We start from the raw sequence: 23189 nt of genomic DNA, 5'->3' as shown, positions 1-23189 counted from the left end.
CCTTGCCAAAATCTCCAGCCACTTTTTTAGGACATCATTCTCCAGTCGCAGCCTTTTGACTTCCCGTTCCAGGTCCTTGTACTCTTTCCGCCTCCCTCTGTGCTCCATTAGCCCAAAATCGCCCTGTTCCCGGTATTTCCGCATCCAGATCTTTAATCGCCCCACATCTTGAATCCCCAGCTCTTCAGCAATCTTTGCCTTGGGAATGCCCTGAAGCCTCATTTCCACTGCCTTCTTTTTCAGTTCAAAGCTATATGTCTTGAATTTCTGTCCTTTTCTTGCCACGAAAATCACCCCTTAAAGTAATTTTCACAGGGGTGTTTTCCTGTGTCTACTTTAAGGGGTGCACTTCACACGAGCGCCAGGGGTTTTCCCCGACATCTTCGGCATCCCGGTTTACCCGGTGATATCCCTTCTCCGATACCCGGCATAACCCGCCATGGAAAGGAGGGCGAAAAGGAGCGTCAACAGAAGGACGGGACCCGGCCGGAAGGACTCCACCAACGGCTCCGGAATGTGGTGGAAGGCGGAAATCCCCTTCAGCCAATCGGGAAATTCCAACAGATCGCCGAAATAAACGACGACGAAGCAAAAGGTGAAATACAGCCATACCAGGTGCACCGCCCTCGGCGCAAAACCGATCAACAGAAAGGCGAGGCCGAGCATCACCCACATGGCCGGAAGATGGACGAGGACGGATTGAACCAGCTTCCCGAAGGTTGCGACCCCCTCCAGGACCGAAGCCCCCGCCGACCAGATGCCCAGGGCGAGCATGAACTGCATCAACGCCGAGACGAGCAGCGCGGCGGCGCCGTAGGAAAACATCATGGTCCGCCGGGAAACGGCCCCGCTGTAAAACAGTTCGGACCGGTTTTTGTTTTCCTCCCCCTGCAGTTTCAACACGGTCGTGAGGGCGGGAACGATGCCGAACAGGGTGATGATGACGATGATCAGCGACAAAAATTGTTCCGTCAAGCCGGAGGCGTCGTCCTCTCCCAATATCTGCAGGATCAACTCCATGTCGCCGTAGTAGGTTTCCAATTCCCCGAGAATCGCCCCGAAGGAGGCGCTGAGCAGGAAGATGCCGAGCGCCCAGGAGAAAACGGTCGTACTCTGCTGGCGCAGGACGAAACCGAAGGGAGTCTTCAACAGGGCGCCGGCGCGCGCCCTTCCCCTGCGGGCGGGGAGGAATCCGGCGCCCATGTCGCGGACGGCGTGGAGGTAAAGGGAAAGGACGATGAGAACAGCCGCCGCCAAAACCGACAGCCCGACCGGCCACCACTCGTTTTCCAAAAATACATAGGCTCTGGACACCCATCCCAGGGGTGAAAGGAGAGAGGCCGCCTCCGCCTCCACATCCCCGACCGCCCGCAGGACGTAAAAGGCGATCAGGGCGCCGAAGGCAAACCCCTGCGCCCCCCGGGAGGTCTCCGCCAGCTGAGCGAACAGGGCGGTGACGCCGGCGAAGAGAAAGCCCGCGCTCCCCAGAAGGGCTCCGTACAAAAAGGCGCTCTCCGCCGTCAGGCCGTCCAGATCCGTGCGGCTGAGGGCCGTCCCGATCAGGAGGGCGAGCAATCCGTTGACGATCAGGGCTTCCACCAGCGCGGCGCCCAGATAGGCCAGTCTTCCCACCGGCAGGGAACGGATCAGCTCCAGCCGGCCCTCCTCTTCATCGGTCCGGGTCGCTCCGCCGACGAGCAAAATATTCATCACCGCCGCGGCAACGACGGAAAACATCAGCATTTCGACGGCAAAGACCAAGGACGTGGTGAAGTCGGACGTATCGTATCCCGGGCCCACCATCGCCTTCATGGCGGGATTTTTCATGGTCAGGGCAAAACCCGCGAGATCTTCCTCCGTCTTGTAGACGGTCGGATAAGCGGCCGCCGCCGACGCCGTCACCAGAAGGAAGCCGGCCAACCAAACGGCGATTTTCAGGCGGTCCTTCCGGAACAGGAGCTTCATCAGACTCCCGGTGCCTTTGAACGCTTCCCCTTTCATCCTTTCGTCCCTCCAGCCTCCGCCCCCTCGTAATACCGCAGAAACAAGTCCTCCAAGGTCGGCGGCAGGCATTCCAGATGTTCAATGCCGAACCGGCTGATGTGCCGGATCACCCCGTCCAGCTCTTCGCTGTCCACCTGGAACGTCCATTCGCCCTCCTTTTCTTCCAGGTGATGGACTCCCTTCAGTTCCTCAAGGCCCTCCGCCGGCCGTTTCGTCCGGAGGATGACGTTCATGCGGGTCAGATGGCGCAGCTCGGCGAGGGATCCCTCTTCGATGATCTTCCCCTGCCGGATGATCGCCACCCTGTCGCACAATTTCTCCACCTCGGACAGGATGTGGCTGGACAAAAAGACCGTCTTCCCCTCCGCCTTGGCTTCCCGGACGCACTCCTGGAAGGTGCGCTCCATCAAGGGATCCAGGCCGGAGGTGGGCTCATCCAACAGGTACAGATCGGCATCCTGGGCGAAAGCCGCCACCAGGGCCACCTTTTGCCGGTTCCCCTTCGAGTAGGTGCGGCATTTCTTCCGCGGATCCAAGCCGAACCGCTCCAACAGCTCATCCCTTTTGTTTGGATTTCCGTTTCCCCTCAGCTTCAACAGCAAATCGATCACCTCGCCCCCGGTCAGATTGGGCCACAGGTTCACATCGCCGGGGACGTAGGCGATCCGCCGGTGGATCTCCACCGCATCCTTCCACACGTCCTTTCCGAAAATCCGCGCCGAACCGCTCGTCGCCTTCAGCATCCCGAGCAAAATCCGGATCGTCGTCGATTTTCCGGCGCCGTTCGGCCCGATGAAACCGTATATCTCCCCCTCGCCGACGGTCAGATCGATGGAATCGAGGGCGGTGAAATTCCCGAACCGCTTCGTGACGCCCCTCACCTCGATGACGCTCATCCCTCTTCTCCCTCCCTCTTGTAAAAACACGTTTTCAAAATGCGGAGGTATTGGTCAAACTCGTCCCACAGGCGCTGAAATTCCCCGGGCTCCGGCTTTTTTTGCTTGAACCGCTCCATCATATCGCCGGCATATCCCTTGATCGTCCATTCGATCAACTGGCGCGCCTTCTCCGGATCCACATCGTCCCGGAACCGGTTCCGGTCATACTTTTTGTTCTCATAGACCTTGCCGAATCCGTAACGCATCACCCGGTCCAGTTTCTCCTTCAGCTCGCCCGGCAGGTCCGCCTCATCCGTCAGAAAGAAGTGGGTCAAAAAACGGCTGATCTCCGGATGATCGGTGAAAAACCGCCATTTCACCCGGGAGATGTGGGCCAGCCGGTCGATCACATCGTCGATCGAGTCGTCGATCTTGCCCAAAAACTCCCGTTGCACCGCCTCCAGGCTGAAATCCACCAGATGCCAGTAGAGCTCCTTCTTGCTGTTGAAATAATAGAACAGCATCCCCTTCCCGATCCCGGCATCCTGAACGATCCGGTTGGTGGAAGCCCGGTCGTATCCCTGTTCTCCGAATTCCTTCAAGGCCGCGCGGATGATCCGATCCTGCTTGTCCGGATCCAACCTTTCGAAGGATTTGAGCGCATATCCCATCGATGCTTTCAGCACCCCCTCAAAATCGACCAGAATGGTCTAATTTTAGGATAGCAAAATCGACCACCCTGGTCAATCGCGTCAATACAAGAAAAAAATCCGGAGCGAAAGAGGGCATGCACACCCTCTTCGCATCCGGATCAACCATATCCCCCGATTCCGTTCTCCCCCCTTGCAACGGCCGGGAAGCCAATGGCCCCGCGCATCTCACCGATGAAGGATCGAAATCCGGGGGCTGGTGAAGGTCATTGTCGGGGCGCCGGAGGAGGGCCGATTCGTTTCGTTGCAATCGGACAGGCACTCGGCGGCTCCCCTTTAGCGGTTTCTGTTTTTAGTCACTGCCGTCCAAAAGCGGAATCCGCTTTCGATACCGGGCGATCAGGCGGTCGTTGTGCCCGTCGGCGCCCTCGATGTTGCCGCTCAAGAAAACGGGCGGCTCCACGCCGCTTTCGGCCAGAAGGACAACGGCTTCGGCAAAAACGGCGTTTAAAATGGCCGCCCCGGTCACCGTGGACGAGGGGGCGAAGGGAACGGCGACCTTGGGATGCTTCAACAGGGCGTCCCCGACCGGCGCGTGATTGTCGATCACAAGGTCGACCACCTCATGCAGGCGTTTGCCGCTGGTGTGGCGCGACGGTTGGCTTTGGGCGTATTGGAGGGAAGTGACGCCGATCACATAGGCGCCTTGTTCCTTGGCATACAAGGCCACGTCGACGGGCACGGGGTTGCGTCCGGAGGTGGAGAGGACAAACACCACATCCTCCCTGTGAAACTCCTGATCCGGCAGAAACGTCGCGGCGTAGCCGTTTTTCCGTTCCAACCGGGAGGATCGGACGGCCCCTTCATGCAGCATCAACGGTTCGATCAGAATCGGCTTCACCGGCACCAGTCCGCCGGCCCGGTAAAACACCTCCTCCGTCAACAGGTGCGAATGGCCGCAGCCGAACAGCTGCACAATCCCGCCCCGCCGCAGACTTTCCGCGACCCGGCAAGCCGCCTGGCGCAAACGCTCGCCTTCTTCTTTTTCGATCAAGGTGATAAGCTCACGCACTTTGTGAAAATAATCCGCCAGCAAGTTTCCACCCCCGATGGACAAGGATTGGGAAAAGCGGTCAACATCCTCAAACAGCATCTTCATTCCGAAAAGGATCACGGCGATTCCGCCATCCGTTCCTGCTCCCTTTGCAGAAGTTCCACCATCCTGGCCACCGCCGCATCGATCACCTTTTTCCCTTTTTCCTTCGTAGCGAGGGTCGCATCGCCGAGCACGGCCGTTTCCGTGATCTCCTCCCAGGGCGTCGGGGTCACATCCGCCTCCTCCGTAAACTTCGGCACATCCCGGATCGCCCGCTCCATGTCCACGTATTCCTCGGCCAGATAAAGCATGTAGGAGGTTTCCAGTTCACAGGCGTGAAAATAGGTGGCGTGGGCCGCCGGCGTCTCCCGCACTTCCCGGATGACATCCCGGGTCCCGGGATAAAAGAAGTGGTACACCTTCAGTTCCCGGATTTCGTCGTAAAGGATTCGGGCCGCCTCTTTCAACGCCGGGTTGTTTCCCAGGTGGCCGTTGATCACGGCCAGGATGCGAAACCCCTGGAAATGAAGGCTCCTGCCGATATCGACGATCAATCGGATCAGGGTGTCATTGGAGATGTTCAGGCTGCCCGGAAAACGGCGGAGGCTCCAAACCTGGCCATAGGCGATGACGGGCAGCTGAAGCGCGCCGGTCTGTTCAGCCACCCGCCGGGCCAGGCGCTCCGCCAGCAGATTGTCCGTCCCCAAGGGAAGATGGGGCCCGTGGGCCTCCACCGCCCCCACCGGAAGCAGTGCCGTGTGTTTCGCCTTTCGGACCGCCTTTTGAAAATCAAAGGAATTGAGATACTCATATAACATCGCGATCTCCCTTTCCGCGTCGGTACGGATCCGGTTGGCCGCCTCTCCCGGATCATGTTTTAAAGGCGAAGCATCGGGCGGGGTTTTCGATGAAAAACTTGCGGACCAGCCGCTCCCCGTCGAGGCCCCTCCGGTTCGCTTCGTCCACCAGGCGCGGCACCCACTTGGCGATGATATACCCCAGTCCCAATCCGTGATCATAGTGCTTGTAGTAGCTTTTCCGCGCGGTGTCGCCGCTGATCAGAATCTGGTCTTCATACCCCTTCTCCACCAGCGACAAAATGCAATCGATCCGCATGCTTTCCGGACCGTATTTGATCTTGGCGATCCCGTCAAAGGAGAGGTACGCTCCGGTCCTGGCCACCTGTTCGTGGTAATAGGGATCCGGATTGCGGTCCATGTGCCCGAAGCTGACGAAGGAAAGGTCGACCCCCTCCTCCCTTAAAATTTCGATTTGTTCAAGGGCCATCGTGCCGGATTCCGTGTGGGAATGGATCGGCGCCTTCGTTTCATGATGGGCGCGGGCCACCGCGCGAATCGTCTTTACTTCCAGCGGCGTGATCCGGTTGTACCCCGTTCCGAACTTCACCTGCCCGCCCTTGTAGGGCGTGCCCTCCAACCCTTCTTCCACTTCCCGGATGACGAACTCGGTCAATTGATGGATCGAAGCCTCGTCGATCCATTGATGAAAGGTTTCGTAGCGGCCGATCACCCGTTTGAGATGTTCCGGGATCTTCGCCGACCACAAAAAGCTCTTATTGAACCCGGCGGTACCGATCACGTGAATTCCGGTTTCTTCGGCGATCGCTTTGACTTCCTCCACGTGCCGGCCGTAATCGACCGCCGTCGCATCCACGATCGTTTGGCCGCCGTGCCGTTTGAAATCCAGGACATCCTTCTTCGACTTCTCCTTGTCGTCCAGGAGCAGATCGTCTTCCCCCCGCTCCTGCCAATAAGGCGGGGTGCACACAAGATGCTCATGAGAGTAGGTGAACCCCATTTCCCTCGGATCGATGTCTCCCGTCAGGGTGCGCACAAAACTCATCGACCACATCCCCCGCTCCCTTTAGGCATGGTGAAAAACGGCGACGGGCGGAAGGTAGGTGTCGCTGCGTGCCTTTCGGATCGGGGCGAAACGAAGCGACACTCCCTCTTCGACTTCCCAAAAAGGAAGCGTGACGCTCCGCCGCATCACGCAAAAGTCCTGCAACCCAAGCCAAAATCAGAAGAAGAGTTTGGCCAAGAAGTGTATGACGGGACCGAGAATAAACATATCCGAGTCGGCGGCCCACATCGCCGTGTCGGGAATGGTGCCGCCGATCAGGAACCGGACCATGAGAAATTGTCCCCAGGCCACCACCGTCGAGGTGATGAACCCGCCGATCAGGGCCCCCCGCACGCCGCCCGTCGCGTTCCCGAAAACCCCGGCGGTCGCCGAATGGAAAAACAGGACGATCATCGTCGGAACAAAGATATAACCGACCGTGTTGCCGATGATGACCAGCCAGAGCATCGCCCCGACGAAGGCGCCGAGGAAGCCCAGGATCACCGCGTTGGGCGCGAAGGGGAAGACCACCGGACAGTCCAGAGCGGGTTTGGCTCCGGGAACGATCTTCGTCGCGATGCCTTTGAAGGCGGGCACAATTTCGCCGATGAACATCCGGACCCCCATCAGCACGATGGCGATGCCGCCGGCAAATTGGAAGGATTGCACGATCGAATAGACGACGAAATCCTGGTCCCCCGCTTTCCGGATCAGTTGGTTCGCTCCGGGGGTGTTCTTGAAAACGATGACCATCGCTCCGATGAAGAACAGGACGCCCATGGTCAGCGCGGTGATGACGTTGGAATCGCGCAGAAACTCCAGGCCCTTCGGCAGCCGGATTTTCTCGGAATCGTTCTCCTTATTGCCGAACACCCTCCCCGCCAGCGCTCCCAGGAGGGCGACGGAGGCGGAGGTGTGACCGAGGGCGATGCTGTCGTTCCCCGTGATCTTTCGCATGAAGGGCTGGGTCAAAGCCGGCTGGATCGTCCAGTACAGGCCCATGATGATCGACAAGAACAAAACCAGTTTTCCGAACGGAACGTTTCCGGAGGATTGGACAACAATGCCCGCGAAGATGGTGGTCGTCCAAAACATCATGTGTCCCGTCAGATAGATATATTTCAGCCTTGTGAAACGAGCGAGCAACACGTTGATGAGAAAACCGATGGTCATCGCCAGGGTGACCGCGCTGCCGAATTTTCCGATGAAGCGGTCCTGGCCCATGAATTCTCCGAGGGAGGTGTCCTTTAGGTTAAACACCTCTTTCCACATCGGTTCGAAGACCGTCAGGGAATCGACGATCACCCCGGACCCGGCGCTGATGATCAAAAAACCGATAATCGCCTTAAAGGTTCCGCTGATGACTTGGCTGGCCGTTTTCTTTTGCACCAGCAGACCGATCAACACGATCAATCCCAGCAAGATGGCCGGGATGCCGAAAAAGTTGGTGGCCAGCCATTGAATCACTTTCATTCTCCCACCTCCTTATCGTTACTGACCCAGATGTTTCTTCAGGGCGGTTCGGATCTCGTCCAGATCAAAATAGTTTTCCACCAGGATGACGGGGACTCCGCGGTCACCCAGGGACTTGGCCAGTTCACTGTTGGTCACGATGTAGTCGGCGGGCATGCTCGATGCGCCGGAAACATCCATGTGCTCCACGTCGGCGGTGATGCCCATTTCTTTCAGCACGGTCTCCACGTTCATGCGCAGGATCAAGCTGGTTCCCTGTCCCAATCCGCACACGCAAAGAATTTTCATTCTCATCCCCCTCCCAAAACGGGCAGCATTTCCTGATAAGATTCGGCTTTGATCAACCGGTCCACGTTCTGCGGATCGCTGAGCAACCGGGTCAGGCGTTTCAACAGCAAGAGATGTTCATCCGATGAAGAGGCGCCCAACCCGAAGACCAACCGGACCGGATCATGGGCGCTGTGTCCGAATTCCACGGGATGGGTCAGACGGACCATCGAGATGGCGGGCTCCTTGACGCCGTCCTCCGGACGGGCATGGGGAATCGCCAGGTGCGGAGCCAGGACAAAATACGGCCCGTTTTCCCGGTAATTCTGAACCATGGCATCCACATACCCCGGTGAAACGGCCTCCGCCTCCGCCAGCAGCCGGCCGGCCGCCCGGATCGCCTGTTCGGGGTTTTCCGCGTTGACATGCAAGTCGACCAGGTCTCTCTCCAAAAACTTCATCGGTCTCTCCTTCTACTCAATTTATTGTCGGTACGTCCCGTTCCCGATAGGCGGCGGACGACAGCAGGGCCAACAACTCCCCTTCGCTCCGTGCGGCGAGGACGTCCCGCATCGCTTCCTTTCGGCCCAGCAGCCGGGACAATTGGGACAAGGCCCGCAGGTGCCCTTCATCCCCCGTCGCCGCCAAAACGACGATCAGCTGCACGGGGTGGTCCTCATCCGGAAAGGGAATCGCCCGCCGCAACTTCAGGATGCTCATGCCCAGCTCCCTTACCCCGTCCTCGGGCCGGGCATGGGGCACCGCCACGAGAGGGGCAATCACCATGTACGGCCCCATCTCCCGCACCATTTGAAGCATCGCCTCCACATAGCGCTCTTCGATCACCCGTTTGCGGATCAGCGGCTGCGCCGCCAGTCGAACCGCGTCTTCCCATCCCGTCACGACATCGTGAATCCGGACCGTTTCCCTTGACAAAAGATCCGCCAGTCCGGGTTTGGAATGGAGGGCCGCCCTTTCCGGCCGGTGGAAAAACCGGCGCAGCGCCTGCTCCAGACCTGACCGGTCCCGGATCGTCGCATATTGTTCGACCACCGCCAACAGGGCATCCACGGACGGGGAATGCGGGGACGCCTCCTCCAACCCCAATTTCCGTTGCAATTCCGAAAGTTGCGCCTCGGTCAAGATCGGGCTGACGGTCATGACAGGCACCGACGGGGACGTCTCTTTCAGCGGCGCCGTCGAAATGATGACATCGGCCTGATCCTGATAAAAGCGGTAGTTTCGGACCGTGGCGGTGCGAAGGATTTCAACGGCGGGAAACCGTTCCTCCAATTGCTGCTGCAACATCCGCGACGTGCCGACTCCGCCGGCGCAAACGATCAGAACCTTGCGTTTGCCGCGGACCCTGAGACCCTCGCGGCGCAGCCAACCGCCGAAGTGCATGGCCATGAAGGCGATTTCATTTTTCGGCACGGGTTTGCGCACGACCGCCTCGAGATGATGGATCACCTGCTGAGTGATTTGATAGATTTCCGGATAGCGTTCCATCACTTGCTCGGCAACGGGATTGTTCACGGGGATGTCGTAAATCAAGCGATAATACGCCGATTTCAAATGGATGAGCATGTTGTGTTCCATCTGTTTCCGATCCGGAAAACGGACCAGGGCCCTTTTTTCGAAATCGTCAATCATCTTTCGGATGATCGCGGACAACCTTTGGATATCGCCGCTGTCGGCCTCCTGAACCCGGAGTTCATTGATCCTCGCCCCCAACAAATGGGTGGTCAAGTAGTCGATCTCATCGTCGGGAACGGACAAGGGGAAGAGGTGCAAAATTTTTTCCATCAAGGTTTGCGCCATGGTCCTTTCCGGGGTGTTCCTCAGAACACTCTTCTCGATCGGATCGAAGCGCACCACCCGACCCAATTGGACCCGGCGGAGGATGAACAGAAGGCGAAGGGCCAGCTGAAGATGAACCGCGTCGGTGTACTCCACCCCAAATTGCTTTTCGCATTCCTGGATCAGGCGCATGAAGTCGTCAAAGAGGCGCGGATGAAAGGAGGGGAAACCAAAGGCACGCCCTTGGCGAAACAGGTTTTGTTTGTTCATCTCCAACAGGGGCCAGGCATCTTCGGGGAAAATCCTGGAGAGATATTCCACCATCGCCTTCCGGCAGTTTTTCTCGTCCCCCTTGATGAGATAACCCTTTTTTCGGTCCGACAGAAGAGAGACGTGAAACGCGCCGAGGCGATGTTTCAGTGCCTTGATGTCCTCGATGACGGTATTGCGGCTGACTCGAAAGAGCCGGGTGAAATCCTCGATGAAAACCGGGCGTCCGGCCGTCATCACGTGCAAAACGATCCAGGTCTGTCGTTCCTCGGTCGCATACTCGTAATCCTGCTCCTGAAGGGACTTGATCGCTTCCCGGATGTCCCGCTTCTCCCTTTCCTCCAGCACAAGCCCCGAGCCCCGAATCTTTTTCACCGGCGCGTAACCGCGCTTCTTCAGCCAATCATCGATTTTTTCAAGATCGTAGTAGATGGTTCTCCGCGACACCCGGAAGGTTTCCGTCAAAAACGGAATCGTGACCGTGCCGTCCGAATGGACAAGGTAACTCAGAATGGAACAACTGCGCTGATCCAGGGCCATCGGATGGTTCCTCCCTTTATTTCCTCTCCTTCCGCCTGTTTACTTCCCCTGTTTACTTTCAGTGTATCGTAAGGGAAAAAGCAGGAATAGACCAAATATCTCACATCCTCCCGTGCAACTTTTGGGACTCCGGTTCTCAAGGGGCGTCGGTCTCCATTCTCCAAAATCGGCGGAGCCAGCCGGTTGGAGAAGGAAGCCGGGATGCATCACATGAACCGCAAAAAGGGCCGCGGAGCTTTGGCCATTTGGGCGAAAGGCCGCAGTGCATCCCCTCCTTATCTTTCCGATTTGGAGAATCGCGGATCGAGGCCGCCCGGTGGCTGATTCCACGGACAAAGCGAGGCCTCTCCCGGAAACGGTCCCTCCAGGTCAACCGACCGAAGGGAAAAGGGGATCCCGGACAATGGGGAGCACCGATAAGAGGCCGCGGTGCGAGAAAAGGAGGTCTGGATGATGATTGAATCATGGGGGGACTTGTTTGCCATGATCACCGCACGATTTGGGCGAGTCTGGATGTCTCCGCAGATCGGGAATCACGACGGAAACGAACCCCTGTTCTTACCCCAGCTACAAGTAATGTTTTTTCACATCCCTTCCAGGGGGACCAATTCATGCGGTGTCCGTTTTCCCGCCACGACCCCACTCTTTCAATGCTTCCCGAAGGCCAACAAAAAAAGGAGACGAACTCCTCTTGCGGAAATAGACTTCCTGCCGAGGAGTTCGTCTCCTTTTCACCTTAAACTGATTGAATCCGGAAGTACAACCTCAGTAAATCCGAGGGGGGCTTGGAAAGTCGGTCTTATAAAAGCACGCGGCGAACAAAAACCACCGATCGCATCTCCCAAGTTCTCCAAAGCACGTTCCGAGGGAGTGCACCGTGACCTTGTCCGGGTCGAGGGCCCCACGGCACCCCCTTCTCCCCCATCATTGTTCACCAATCTTCTGGAAGGGCGTCAAGGAATGCAGGAGGGGGCGCTGAGTGACGAAGCGGCATGCGGCCTTTTCCGTTTTCGTCGGGATTCCGGAATCCTCAATATCGGGAGGAGGGAGTGCTGGGCCTTTTCCATAGCAACGAAGCGTCACACGCTCCCCCGGTATCCAGACAGACTTTTTCACCGAGCCTTCTAGGTGTTCACCGAAGGCGAAAACAACCCGAGCCGGACGATCCGTTCCGCCGCCTCCGCCAGGCGGGACTCCTCCGTGAGCAGGCCGACCCGCACATACCCCTCACCGTGCTCCCCGAATCCATTTCCCGGCGCCACCGCCACGTGGACCCGCTCCAGCAGGAGATCGGCAAAGGATTCGGAGGTGTACCCCTTCGGCACGGGCAGCCAGCAGAAAAAGGAGCCCGCCGGCGGCTGCACCTCCCAGCCCGCTTCCCGGAGCTTTCCGATGAACGCGTTTCTCCGCCGCTCATAGGTCGAAACCAGTTCTTTCACGCAGTCCTGGGGACCCAGCAGCGCCTCCGCCGCCGCGGCCTGGACCGCCCCGAACAGGCTGACGTAATAATGGTCCTGGATCAGGTTGATCGCCTCGATCACGCTTTCGTTGCCCACGGCGAAGCCCACGCGCCAGCCGGCCATGTTATAGGTTTTGCTCAGGGTGTAGAACTCCACGCCCACCTCTTTGGCTCCGGGAACCTCCAGGAAACTGACCGGTTTTCTGCCGTCAAACCCGATCGCCCCGTAGGCGAAATCGTGCACCACCAGAATCCCGTGCTTCGCCGCCACCTCCACCGTCTCCCGGAAGAACTCCCGGGAGGCCACGGCGCCGGTCGGATTGTTCGGATAGTTGATGAACATCAGCTTGGCCCGCTCCAGCTGCCGGGCGGAGAGCATCGAATAATCCGGCAGGAAGCCGTTTTCCGCGGTGAGAGGCATCCTGCCCATCTCCGCTCCGGCGATGGCGATCCCCGACCAGTAGTCCGGATAGCCCGGATCCGGCACCAAGGCGAGATCGCCCGGATTGAGAAAACACTGCGAAATCTCCACCAGCCCCGCCTTGGCGCCGAACAGGACCGCCACTTCCCGCTCCGGATCCAGCGTCACCCCGTACTCCCGCCGGTAAAATTCCGCCACCGCCTCCCTCAGGAAACGGTATCCGCGAAAGGGCGAATAGCGGTGGAGTTTCGGCTTGTCCGCCGCCTTCTTGAGGGCCTCCACAATGTGCGGCGGCGTCGGCAGATCGGGATTGCCCTGCCCCAGATTGATCACATCGTGCCCCGCCTGGATCTTGGCGGCCACCTTTCCCACCAGCCGGGCAAAAAACTGCTCGGGAAGCCGCCCGAGCATATCCGCCGGTTGAAACCGCATCTTCCCACTTCCCATCCGCAAACTCTTTTGATGTTGATGTTAAACGTCGAAGGAGAATCTGTCAAAAGAATGCTTCACCTCAAGTTGTGATGTCTCGGACAAAAAACGCAAACCAAGGAGGAGCATGATTATGCTCCAGCAAAGCATTATGCTCCAGCAAAGTCACGGCACACCTCCGTGGCAACGACAGGGGAAACCGGGAATTGCACTGTATATTTGAGAATTCAAAACCCTAACGCAGTACGACAAATCGTTGCAGCTCCCAAAAAACCCTTGCCGTGTGGCCGGAGGGGTTATGCGGCGAAAGCCCAGCTGGCTGAAAACGAAGCGGCAAAACTCTCCCCGAATAAATAGCAAGTGGTGATCCTGAGTCTTCCCAACATTTTTTCCCTATGGATCTCCGGCAAAAAAACACTTCCAAGGGATTATGGTCTACCACCGGAGATATCTTGTGATATTCAAATACTAGCACTTTTATTTTTTTTACAATGATTGTATCATAAAAAGGACATATCCAAAATTTGAAAGGGGTTCTGCTCCCGGTGATGCTGAACCGCCTGCGCGCCCATCTCCTGGAACGGATCGATCGGCTGTCGGAAGGCTGGCAGCGTTTCGTCGGGAATCACCCCCGGCTCATTCACACCTTGAAAAAAACCTATATCGAGCGCAAGGTTATGCCATTTATAGAGAAAATAATTTAATATTAGAATTCATCCACGCGCCGCAAAATCAAATTATCCGGAACTTCCCTAAGGGGTGAATTCAATGAACCCATCGAAAGCTTGGACTGAATATGAATCCATGTGGATTTACCGTTTCACCGATTACAATCTCAAAAGCCTTAACGATACGGATACACGAAAAAAATGGCTCATCGAAGTTGTGCAAGGGCTTCTAGATATTTTATATCCCTTTGCTTCACCTAATAAAGTGGAAGTAGGAACACTCAGTATCGGAGAGGAAGCATTTGTTATCAACTGCAAAGAAAAAGGTTTTCAAAAACAGCTCAAAAGTTACTTGAGTGGAAATGATGACGTCACAGATATTCATATCTATTTATCTCTACATTGTTATGAAGTCGGTTCGGATCATTCCTTGAAAAAAATTACACTTGAAAATGGAGGAACACTTTCTCTGTTTTTAGAGCTGGATATAGACAAAAAACTAATTCATGATGCGCAAAATGATCCTATCTGGTTGTCCTTTGACATGGATTTTGATATATATGCTCCTCTATTAATGAGAACTCCTCAAAGTATGGAAATGGCTCGAATTAACGCTCCTCTTTTAAAGAATTTCTTAACCACTATGCAACATCGCTTTTCACTTGAACAGACCTATGTAACCGGGCCGCCGTATTTACTGGATTACTTGGAGAAAATTTAACTACACTATAGCAACTGGAAATGACGATTCCATAAAGCTGGTGCTCAGCATCGATATGCTTCTCTCTTAGGCGTAACCAAGGGTTCAAAAAATAAGAAACACCTGTATTTCATTCCTCAATTGTTGAGGTTGGAACCGCGAACGGAATCCATCCCCTACGCCGCACAAAAAGCAGCAAAACTCTCTGCTGATGAGAAGACCAACCGGCTTATGAATTACGCCCGGAGCTTTTTGAATATCTGGAAATCCCATGCATCCTTCCCTCTCCATTTTTGTAATGAAGGCCTACAGGTGGAAGGAAAATATCAAGTTCATGAATTTACCGAACCATCTCTACTGATCGGTAACGGATTCGAGGTGAAACATTTCGAACTGTTGACGGGTCTAAAACAAAAGGGAGTGATGGATCAAAACCGAAGAGTGAAATACCGTTATCTGCTTGATGCCAGGGAATGGGAATCCATTGCCCGCCGTGAAGGGTTTCCCTTTGCAGATCAACTGGAGAAACGATCCGAAAAATTGGGGATTCGCCTCGAAAGGGAAAAAGGCGGAAAAAAAAGCATCCTCTCCTTCACCAATTCAAATCAATTACGAATGGAACTGAAAAGACTTGAAAATGACCTCAAATGCCTGACAGTGATTATCACATCTAAAAAGAAATCAAAAGATTATTATCAAATCGTCAAACAGGAGCTGGGAGGACGGCTTGCTCTGGCGACACAGGTTATCACCACGGAAACCATCCAAGCAACGAATGATCCCAAAGTAAAAAAGAATGCAAAAGAATACATTTACATGAATATTTTGCTTCAAATCTACGCAAAAAGCGGTATTCAACCCTGGCTTCTATCCGAAGAACTGCATTCCGACTGCTTCATCGGATTGGACAAAAGCCGGGAAGAAGGGAAACACGCCGCGGGACTGGTTCAGGTGGTAGGCAAGGATGGACGAATCCTGTGGTCCAATCCCATTGCATCCCACGATTCCGGAGAGATCATCAGCCAAGATACCCTCAGTCGGGTCGTATCCGAAACCATACACCAGTATCAAAAACACCGCGGACAACGCCCCCGGCACATCACCATCCACCGGGACGGCCTGGGACATCGCGAAGAAATCGAATGGTTATGCGAAATTTTCGATGATCTTGGTATTCCCTTTGATTATGTTTCTATTATCAAAAACACCAACCGCCGAATGGCCAAATGGAATCCGAATCAAAAACGCTGGGAGAATGCCGATGGAATCGCCTACATTCAGGACAACCTCGGCTACCTATGCACCACCTCCCCCAGGGATCATATCGGGATGGCCCAAACGATCAAGGTGGAAAAATGGTGCGGCTCCCAAAGCATGAAGGATATCATGGAAGACATCTTTGCTCTTTCCTTTATGAACATCCACGCCCTCAACAAGTCCCGTCTTCCAGTTACGATCGAGTATGCAGACAAAAGCGCCGGCTTCTACAATCGGGGTATGTTGCCCCAGATGGGAGATCCTAAAGCTTTGTATTTCGTCTAATCCATATATATAAATCCCTCAACATTCAGCTGACAGGGATTTCAAATACTGCAGCATCGATTCGCAGGCTTCGACTAAGATCTCCCAATCCGATCGGGGGAGATAAATGCCCTTGTTGGACGACCGGGAGGGTGCGGACTCGATATCCCGTCCCCGTTCGGACACTGTGGATGGGTTTTGGACAATGATGCGAAAATTTTCGCCGCTCTTCGTGAACAGATTCAGCCCGTCATGGTCGACCTCCAACCGGCGGACAAATCCTTTGTTTTCATCCGTCTTCTGCACGTGATCCACGATTAATTGAAACAACCATTGGAGAATATCGTGTTCCTTCAACATTCACTCCCCTCCCCGGATCAAAGACTCGCAGTCAACGGCGATTCCCCTTTCCAGGCAAAGACGGCATTGAGACGGAGTCGCTCCTCAAGTAATCCCGACGGTTCGACGTCCCGAAGGGCGGCCCGCAACACCTCCTCCAGGGTTTGCCGTTCCTTGAAGGTGACCCCCGGAAAAGGACATAGGGCGGAAAGGATTCCGGTCACCGCTTGATCGATGGTCAGCTTCCGTGTCCATATATGGGTGAAAGTGGCCACCCGCCGGAAGGGCGGTCCCGTCCGTTGTTGTTCATGCCGCCCCGCGGAGTGCCGGAGGGTTTCCGGCCAACCCTCGGGCAACCTTCCCCCAATCCGGTTCCGTAAAACTTCCAAAGCGACCTTCTGCCAATCGGCGAGGGGACCGCACCGGTGAACGTCGGCGATGGCAATCCCACCCTCCGGTTCCGTCATTTTCCCCAGAAAGGTCAGCAGCCGCTTCCGATCCTTCCGGAGAAACGCATCCTGCACGACCACCAGGCGGAACTGTCCCATCCGGGGATGCAGGACCTCAATCCCCCCTTCCAGCAGGATGACGTTGTCGATCCCCAGCCGATCGGCTTCCCGCATGGCCTCGGCCAGCCGGCCCGGTTCCGGGTCCACGATCAGGACCGTTTCGAAGTCTTCGGCAAGGGGAAGAAACCGCCCCGCGCCGCACCATAGCGCAAGCATCCGCCCGCCGCCGTCGAGGCGGAAACACCGGCGCATCTCGTCGAAAAAGACATCGGGAAGATCAGGAAAACCGAGGGAAATCCCGCTCTCCATCGCTCCGAACAGCTGGTTCCGTCCATTGCGATCGTCTTCCATTTTTTCGCCCCTTTCCGAGGTTTTTCAGTAAGCATCATCTTTTCATCCATTGCGGAAAAACTTGTCCCCAGGCAGTAATAACCGGATTCGTGTCTTCCTGCGACATCCCTGGTTCTGACGGAAAGGAGAAGGCCGGCCTGTACGGTTATTGTTTTCTTACTGGACCTTTCACCTCTTCATGCACGCCGTTTCGTTGATCAGCCTCTCGTTTTACATCAACATCCTTTTTGGGTACAGAGGGTTTGTTTTCAATGCCTTCACTCCCTTTTTCTTTTCACGCATGAAAACCATTGTTTATAATTGAAATCAGAATGTAGGAAAATCAAAATCATTAACTTCCCTCTTCATCCTTGAAACGGATTATATCATTTATTCATCATATCTTCCGTCCCTCGCTTTAATTTGAGTATATATTCGTAAAATAACCCATTCAATGAATTTATTTTTGCGAGGGATCATGGTGAATGAAGAGAAGAAGCCGGCTGGAACGCGAATTTCCGTTCAACGGCAAAAAAATTCCATGCTCCTTCACGGCGGAGGAGGAAGGGTGAAAGATGGATAAAACATTCGGGATCGACGGAAAAGAATTGGGAGCCGTCATTCGCGCCCATCGGAAAAAGCGGGGATTATCCATCGAAAATCTGGCCGATGAGAACATCTCGGCGACCACCATCAGCAACATCGAGCGGGGATTGCCCAGCGTCGGGGCCGACAAGACCGAGTACCTGATGAAGAAACTGGGGATTTCCATCGAGAAACTTTTGCAAACGGCCGAAGAACACGAAAAAAAGCGGCAAGCGGCCCGGCTCCGGCTTCTCTCCGTCGAGATGATGCTGGATCGGGGCGAACTGCGGAAAGCCCGGCATCTGCTGGAACAACTTCAGCCGGAGGAGGAGTCCCTGCTCCCGGAATATTACTTTGTGACGGGAAAATGCCATTGTTTTCTCCAGAATTGGAAGAAGGCCGAAGAGGCCCTGTTCAAGGCGATCGAGTACATCCAACAGCAGGGACGGGAACGGACCAACATCGAGGCGGCCGCTTATGCGAATCTGGGGCAGTGCGGTTACCAACGGGGCGATCTGGACCAGGCCCTGGATTACGCGGACAAGGGGCTGAAGGCTTTCGTCGAGGGAGGAGAACGCCGGGAATATAAGTACGTGCTCCTCCACAACAAAGCAGTGTACCTGCGCGAGAGGGAACTTTGGGGACCCGCGCTGAACGTGGTGGAGGAAGCCTGGAAAGATCGGGACCGGATTGAACGGACGGCCACCCTGCTCGGTCTCTATTACCTGCGGGCGGACTGTCTCCGCAAAACCAACGATTTCGAAGGAGCCTTTCACACCGCCCTGGAAGGTTTGAAGAGGGCCCGTATCAGCCAACATTACTTACAGGCCTTTAATCTCTGGAATCTATTGGGCGACCTTTACAAGATGAAGGGGGAATGGGCCGAGGCGGTTCACTGTTACACCATGGCTTTGGATCTGAAGGATGAGACCGACGATCCGGTGGTGGTGTCATCCACCTATGCCGAGTTGGGAAGGCTGTATATTCAGCGCGGTGAGTGGGACCGGGCCTTTGAGTATGCAAACAAAGCCGCTGAAATCGCCGAACGGTTTGAGAATTTCCCGCGGTTGGTGAATGCTCTTAAAATCTTGGGCGATTATTGGCGCATGCGGGATCGGAAAAAAGAGGCGGTCAGCTATTACCAACGGGCGCTGGAACTGGCCCGGCGGCACCAGTTGAGACATCAGGAATACGAATTGCTGTTCCATCTGGCCCGGTGCTGGCGGGGAGTGGATGAAGAGAAGTTTTTGAACTGTCTCCGGGAAATGCATATAATGAAAGAAAAGGAAGGGGAGATCCCCTGGGGAGGTGATTTCCGTGATCCGATGCCTCGATGGTGGGGGTAACAATGATAAACCGGATAATGGCTAAAGCCTTCTCTATGCGGTTTCGGGTATCGCAGGCCGTCGCTCTCCGCTGCACGGAAGTGTTCGGAGATCGGCGGTATTTTGTTTTTTCTTGGACGGAATAAGGATCACAACTGACTGCGTCGCTGAGAAGGTTGTTCTGAGAATGCGCAAAGAAAGGTCGCGGCTGACCGCCCGACATCACCGGACTTCTTGGGTAAGAGCAATTGCGTCGGTTTTTCCATCTATTTTTCGCCCAGTGACCACACTGTCGCGCACAGGTAACAGCTCTTCAGGCACCGTTTTGCAAGATTCTTTGTAAATTACTCCCTTCTATGTCGCTAAAGAAACCAGCCCGTTTAGATGGGTCGAGTTATGAATCAAGGAAAAACATTAGAACTATTTCAAAATTCGGTTTACACACCAAATAATGAATGCAATCAGGCAAAAAGCTCTATAAATATGCAAGTATCGGTCATATCGAACTACCAACCGCCGGTAATTGTTCATCCACCCGAAGCAGCGTTCAATGATCCAACGCCGGCGGTATCCCTCTCCCACACGGATGGGTCGGCCACGACGGGGTTTGCGGCTTTTTCGCTGAATGGTGGGAATGGTGGGTTTGATCCCCCGTCGGCGCAACCAAATTCGAAAAGAACGGCTGTCATAAGCTTTGTCAGCCACCAATTCCTTGGGCCGTGTTCGGGGGCGTCCCCGCCTTTGCGGTACCCAAACCGTTTTCAGGGTGGCATCCGCCAAGCGGATTTCATGATGGTGGGCGCTGTCCAGATACAGACCGATCGGCACCCCGTTTCCATCCGATACCATCATGACCTTGGTTCCCTTGCCCACCTTGGTTTTTCCAATCCCGTCTCCCCTTTTTTGGCAGGAACAAATCGACTATCCAGAAAAGCTTGAGCCCATTCGATTTTCTCTTCCGCATCCATTCGACTTAACAGCGCACGCCAAATCCGCTCCCATGTTCCGTCTTCCGACCATTGTTTCAATCGCCGCCAACAGGTGGTGGGAGAACCATATTGCCGGGGCATGTCCGCCCAAGTACAACCGGTTTTCAAGACGTAGAGAATTCCGTTCAGGGTTTTTCGCGGATCTGCGGGCGGACGTCCGGGTCCCGGTTTTGGTTTGGGAAGAAGGGGTTCAATCACAGCCCATTGTTCGTCTGTCAGCTCATGTCTCGTACTCATGCTTCCATTTTACATTGGCAGATCATGTTTTTGAAATAGCTTGTAGTGACGTTTGCTCCGAAAAAGAATGGTTTATCATTTAAGCATCCTTTATCCGTTCCAGTAGAGATTTCAAATACAGCAGCATCGATTCGACGGGTGAACTTTTTGCTTCATCCGCCACCTCCACATGTACCACGATCAATTGAAACAACCATTAAAGGAGATTTAGCTCATTCAACATCCCACCCTCCCGCAGATCCTCAATTCCAAGCAAAAATTGCATTGAGACGAAGAACCTCTACCAAAACTCCCGACGGTTCCGCCTTTCTCAGAGCCGCACACAACTCTCCTTCCAAGGCAGCCCGCTCCTTGATCGGAGCACAGCATGCAGAAAGAATTTCGTTCACTGCTTGGCTGATGGACCTCTTCCGCGACCAGTGATGAGTATAGGTTTCCGTATACCTGAAAGGAAGGGATTGTTCATCGCACGCTGTGGAACCGGTTGGATGGCTCTCGGACAGTTCTGCGCCAATCCGATCCCGGAGGACATCCAAGGCGGCCTTCTGCCAATCAGCGGGAGGACCGCACCGCTGAACATCGGCGATGACAACCCCGCCCTCCGGTTCCGTCATGTTTGCCAAAAAGGAAAGACATCGTTTCCGATCCTTCCGGAGAAAGGGATCCTGGACGATCACCAAGCGAAACCGTCCCATCCGGGGATGCAGAACCCTCCTCCCCCCTTCCAGGAAAATGGCATTCTTAATCCCCAACCTCTCCGCTTCCCACATGGACTCGGCCATCCGTCCCGGTTCCGGATCCACAAGCAGGATCGATTCAAAGTCTCCGGCAAAAGACAAAAACACTCCGGCACCCTGCCACAACACCATCATCCGCCCGCTTCCATCAAGGGAAAAACGCCGGCGCACCGCTTCGAAAAAGTCCTCCGGAAGTTCCGGAAAGCCGATGGGAGCCCCACTCTCCGCCAGTCCCTGCTCCAGGCGGATGTCTGTCATTCCTATCCTCCTCTCAGCAATGTTTCAACACGATTTATAGTGGTAATGAAAATTATAAATTATATTATAATAGAAAAACCTTCATTCACCCTTGATGAAGCCGTCAATCATCCTTGACTTGTGGATATCCATGTCGGGATCCCTAGGAGGCGAGTTTCATGAAGAATCACTTGTTGCGCGAAGCGAGGCTGAGGAAGGGGTGGAGTCAGCAACAATTGGCGGATTTCGCCGGGATCTCCGTATCCACCGTTGAACGGGCGGAACGAGGAGAACCCCTTCGAATCGACAGCATTCAGCGGCTGTGCGAATGTCTTGATAAAACACCTGAGGAGCTTGGTCTGCTGAAAAATGAAGACCGAAAAAAAGAAAAAGAAATGGAAGCACTTCTTCATGACATCACCCCCTTAACGAATAACTGGAATACGGCCGATTTATGGCATGATGATGTGCTTTCCCGTGGAATAGCGGCTTGCCAGGATTTATTCTTTAACGGTCACCCTCATCAAGTCGAGGCGATTCTGCCCCTTTACTGTCATCACACGACACTCCTTGCCCGACAACCCTCCCCTTTTCAGCAAAAAGCCGCCCGTCTCGCCTCCCAAGCCCATTTGCTCGCCTGTGAATTGTTGGCCGATCGTGAAAATTTCGGTGCGGCGGAACAAGCCGGTAAACAGGCATTCATCTATGGGAAAATCGCTGATGACACAAACTTACAGGTTGCATCGCTCATCGGTTTGGCTAATATCGGTTTCCATCGAAAACTGACCAATGTTGCGTTGCGGGCATATCAACGTGCCATTTCCTTACTGGACAATGCGACACCTCTGCTGAAGGGAAGAACGTATGCCGGCATTGCGGAAGTATATGCCATGCGTGGGCAATTCCAGGAATCCATGCGTGCAATGGGATTGGCTTATGAGCATTTCCCCCTTAAGCCGGAGGATGACCCTGCTTATCCTTATTTGCGCGCTTCCCGTTACTCGCTCTATGTCTTCGGTGACGCACAATCCCGCCTCTTTTTGGGACAACCCAAAGAAGCCGAGAAAGCACTGATCGCCATGCAGCAAGAAACAAACGATCCGGAGGTCGAACCGATCACCCGATTGGATATGCTCTATTATCAAGCAGAAATCCAGATCCAACAGAAGGATCTGGATCAAAGCGCCTCCATCTTGATAGAAGGAGCCAAGTTGGCGAAAGAACTCGGTTCGCGCCTCTATTTCAATAAACTGATCGGCAGCTACAATAAATTGAGCATCCAATGGCCCAAGGAAAAACGTGTGGCTGAATTGGAAGAATGGTTTCAGCCGTGGGATTTATGAAGATAGGCGTGATACGGGACTGTGCATCACCAGCGAAATGATCTGGGATAGAACTAGGAAGATACAGACCCGCGATTTATAGTAAGGAAGTCTTGAATCATGTTAATTTAGTTTGCAGGTTTTAATTCAAACACAATCATTTTGCGTAGCCTGCCCTTTATATCCAGCCCACTTTTTTCATGGATTTTCCAACAAACCATCTCTCCGATAAACCGAACATATCCCCGATCCACGTATTCAAACAGATATAAGGATTTTCCATCTTTCTGGTGATCGCGAATGGCTTTATTCCCCCGAACGAATTGCATATCCCCTTCTTGACCTTCACCTCCATCTTCATAACCATAGGTTTTACCCGATTTACTTGAGAACAAGAATATAAAAGGATGATTGGCTGGTGTTGAAATTCCGCCTTGTTGTTGTCCTCCATACTTTTCATGCAAATCACGGCGTTTATAAACTTGGTCAATCTGAAACAACGGTTGATCCTCCCTCTATGCGGTTGGACTATGTGGGTAA

At 54.5% G+C, this 23189-nt stretch carries 21 protein-coding genes and 1 pseudogene; 5 read left to right on the top strand and 17 right to left on the bottom strand.

What is annotated here, in order from left to right; genetic code table 11:
* The 12 genes from BM063_RS07815 to BM063_RS07760 form a co-directional block, all read right to left on the bottom strand.
* On the bottom strand, nucleotides 1-285 hold a 285-nt coding region (locus BM063_RS07815), incomplete at its 3' end, for a transposase (protein WP_092037629.1).
* Between the two features lie 111 nt (nucleotides 286-396).
* Nucleotides 397-2001 carry an ABC transporter permease gene (locus BM063_RS07810; protein WP_092037599.1) on the bottom strand — a complete coding sequence of 535 codons (1605 nt, stop codon included), beginning with the start codon at nucleotides 1999-2001 and terminating at the stop codon, nucleotides 397-399.
* A complete protein-coding gene (locus BM063_RS07805) occupies nucleotides 1998-2900 on the bottom strand; it encodes an ABC transporter ATP-binding protein (protein ID WP_092037597.1) in 903 nt (300 codons plus the stop codon). The genes BM063_RS07810 and BM063_RS07805 overlap by 4 nt, the downstream gene beginning before the upstream one ends.
* Nucleotides 2897-3553 carry a TetR/AcrR family transcriptional regulator gene (locus BM063_RS07800; protein WP_092037595.1) on the bottom strand — a complete coding sequence of 219 codons (657 nt, stop codon included), beginning with the start codon at nucleotides 3551-3553 and terminating at the stop codon, nucleotides 2897-2899. The genes BM063_RS07805 and BM063_RS07800 overlap by 4 nt, the downstream gene beginning before the upstream one ends.
* A gap of 331 nt (nucleotides 3554-3884) precedes the next feature.
* Complete coding sequence (locus tag BM063_RS07795; RefSeq protein ID WP_092037627.1) at nucleotides 3885-4628, bottom strand: SIS domain-containing protein; 744 nt, start codon at nucleotides 4626-4628, stop codon at nucleotides 3885-3887.
* A 74-nt stretch (nucleotides 4629-4702) separates the two neighbouring features.
* Nucleotides 4703-5446: a creatininase family protein gene (locus BM063_RS07790; RefSeq protein ID WP_092037593.1), complete on the bottom strand. Its 744-nt coding sequence runs from the start codon at nucleotides 5444-5446 to the stop codon at nucleotides 4703-4705.
* 52 nt (nucleotides 5447-5498) lie between these two features.
* Entirely contained in the window at nucleotides 5499-6491 is a 993-nt protein-coding gene (locus tag BM063_RS07785; RefSeq protein ID WP_092037625.1) for a phosphotriesterase family protein, read from the bottom strand.
* A gap of 177 nt (nucleotides 6492-6668) precedes the next feature.
* Complete coding sequence (locus BM063_RS07780; RefSeq protein ID WP_092037590.1) at nucleotides 6669-7964, bottom strand: PTS ascorbate transporter subunit IIC; 1296 nt, start codon at nucleotides 7962-7964, stop codon at nucleotides 6669-6671.
* Between the two features lie 18 nt (nucleotides 7965-7982).
* Complete coding sequence (locus BM063_RS07775) at nucleotides 7983-8252, bottom strand: PTS sugar transporter subunit IIB (protein ID WP_092037588.1); 270 nt, start codon at nucleotides 8250-8252, stop codon at nucleotides 7983-7985.
* Between the two features lie 2 nt (nucleotides 8253-8254).
* Nucleotides 8255-8692, bottom strand: coding sequence for a PTS sugar transporter subunit IIA (locus BM063_RS07770; protein WP_092037586.1), 438 nt, complete (start codon nucleotides 8690-8692; stop codon nucleotides 8255-8257).
* Nucleotides 8693-8708: 16 nt separating this feature from the next.
* Nucleotides 8709-10841 carry a BglG family transcription antiterminator gene (locus BM063_RS07765; RefSeq protein ID WP_092037584.1) on the bottom strand — a complete coding sequence of 711 codons (2133 nt, stop codon included), beginning with the start codon at nucleotides 10839-10841 and terminating at the stop codon, nucleotides 8709-8711.
* 1124 nt (nucleotides 10842-11965) lie between these two features.
* Nucleotides 11966-13153, bottom strand: a complete 1188-nt coding sequence (locus BM063_RS07760; RefSeq protein ID WP_092037582.1) for a pyridoxal phosphate-dependent aminotransferase — start codon at nucleotides 13151-13153, stop codon at nucleotides 11966-11968.
* A 545-nt stretch (nucleotides 13154-13698) separates the two neighbouring features.
* Here BM063_RS07760 and BM063_RS17620 point away from each other — a divergent pair.
* From BM063_RS17620 to BM063_RS07745, 3 genes are all read left to right on the top strand, one after another.
* The gene (locus tag BM063_RS17620) at nucleotides 13699-13854 is read left to right on the top strand and encodes a hypothetical protein (RefSeq protein ID WP_177199046.1); all 156 of its coding nucleotides are present in this window, start codon (nucleotides 13699-13701) and stop codon (nucleotides 13852-13854) included.
* Nucleotides 13855-13918: 64 nt separating this feature from the next.
* A complete protein-coding gene (locus tag BM063_RS07750; RefSeq protein WP_092037578.1) occupies nucleotides 13919-14539 on the top strand; it encodes a hypothetical protein in 621 nt (206 codons plus the stop codon).
* A gap of 129 nt (nucleotides 14540-14668) precedes the next feature.
* Entirely contained in the window at nucleotides 14669-16060 is a 1392-nt protein-coding gene (locus BM063_RS07745; protein ID WP_143085274.1) for a Piwi domain-containing protein, read from the top strand.
* Between the two features lie 18 nt (nucleotides 16061-16078).
* On the opposite strand, the gene BM063_RS07740 is transcribed toward BM063_RS07745, so the two are convergent.
* Together BM063_RS07740 and BM063_RS07735 are read right to left on the bottom strand one after the other, a co-directional pair.
* The gene (locus BM063_RS07740; RefSeq protein WP_092037574.1) at nucleotides 16079-16399 is read right to left on the bottom strand and encodes a hypothetical protein; all 321 of its coding nucleotides are present in this window, start codon (nucleotides 16397-16399) and stop codon (nucleotides 16079-16081) included.
* A 17-nt stretch (nucleotides 16400-16416) separates the two neighbouring features.
* Nucleotides 16417-17238 (bottom strand): class I SAM-dependent methyltransferase, encoded by an 822-nt coding sequence (locus BM063_RS07735; protein ID WP_092037572.1) that lies wholly within the window; start codon nucleotides 17236-17238, stop codon nucleotides 16417-16419.
* 554 nt (nucleotides 17239-17792) lie between these two features.
* On the opposite strand from BM063_RS07735, the gene BM063_RS07730 reads away from it, so the two are divergent.
* Nucleotides 17793-19148, top strand: coding sequence for a tetratricopeptide repeat protein (locus tag BM063_RS07730; protein ID WP_092037571.1), 1356 nt, complete (start codon nucleotides 17793-17795; stop codon nucleotides 19146-19148).
* A gap of 402 nt (nucleotides 19149-19550) precedes the next feature.
* Here BM063_RS07730 and BM063_RS17955 read toward each other — a convergent pair.
* Nucleotides 19551-20323, bottom strand: a pseudogene (locus tag BM063_RS17955) (transposase); the annotation flags it as partial.
* 272 nt (nucleotides 20324-20595) lie between these two features.
* Nucleotides 20596-21348, bottom strand: coding sequence for a hypothetical protein (locus tag BM063_RS07715; RefSeq protein ID WP_092037567.1), 753 nt, complete (start codon nucleotides 21346-21348; stop codon nucleotides 20596-20598).
* 158 nt (nucleotides 21349-21506) lie between these two features.
* Between BM063_RS07715 and BM063_RS07710 the strand changes: the two genes are divergently transcribed.
* Entirely contained in the window at nucleotides 21507-22670 is a 1164-nt protein-coding gene (locus tag BM063_RS07710) for a helix-turn-helix domain-containing protein (RefSeq protein WP_092037565.1), read from the top strand.
* A 107-nt stretch (nucleotides 22671-22777) separates the two neighbouring features.
* On the opposite strand, the gene BM063_RS07705 is transcribed toward BM063_RS07710, so the two are convergent.
* A complete protein-coding gene (locus BM063_RS07705) occupies nucleotides 22778-23149 on the bottom strand; it encodes an SRA domain-containing endonuclease (protein WP_092037563.1) in 372 nt (123 codons plus the stop codon).
* Nucleotides 23150-23189 lie beyond the last annotated feature (40 nt).

Origin of the sequence: Planifilum fulgidum, from assembly GCF_900113175.1 — a bacterium.
GTDB lineage: Bacteria > Bacillota > Bacilli > Thermoactinomycetales > DSM-44946 > Planifilum > Planifilum fulgidum.
The sequence above is the reverse complement of the archived record's forward strand: the minus strand, read 5'-3'. Positions and strand labels throughout refer to the sequence as shown.